1 protein-coding gene is annotated in these 638 nt (G+C 43.6%); it reads right to left on the minus strand.

The window, feature by feature from the left end; genetic code table 11:
* Positions 1 to 638 (minus strand): hypothetical protein (locus A3735_RS30425; protein WP_197485720.1); only part of this gene is annotated, 638 nt, incomplete at both ends.

Below are 638 nucleotides of genomic sequence, written 5' to 3' on the forward strand. Positions count from 1 at the left end.
CCCAGCTGTCACCATCACTTGGGTCTGTTGACATTGCTACGGTGATGCTAGAGATCGTAAGCTCATAGTCGGAGTCTGCATTGAGTATTTGCCCAGCGCTAATTGCCGGAAAGCTCATCATGCTTTCCTTGGTAGTGATAAAAACACTGAAGTCATGACCGCTATCTCCATCTGATAGGCCATCATTGAATAGAATGTAGGTGCGTTTTTCTTCTCCGCCCATCATATTTGCAATAGTATCAGTTTGGCTCTTTAGATTAGCGCGGGCTGTCTCTCCCATTGCCATCATTACATCTGGCTGAAAGGTAACGCTTTCATCATAAGGTAAACCTATATCAAGGTACCAAGTACCCATCTCAGGGCCTGATGCCATGAGGTAGTAGATTGTCGCGTTATAGATTCCTGCTTCGTCACTTTCGGTGAAAGAGCCATAAGGCGTGCTATGGTTATGTGTAGACATTTCCATTAGTGGGCTTAAGGTAGGAGAAAGCCCTTCCATAGGGGTGCCATCCAAATCGGTAATTTCGATTTTTAGGTTGGATTTACCAACTTGAGCCATCTCGGATAAATAGGTAACTTTAAAGCTTTCTGAAAGCTCATAATCATTTTTTTGTGAATTGTTGCTATCACTACACGCA

The organism is Oleiphilus sp. HI0061, from assembly GCF_001635675.1.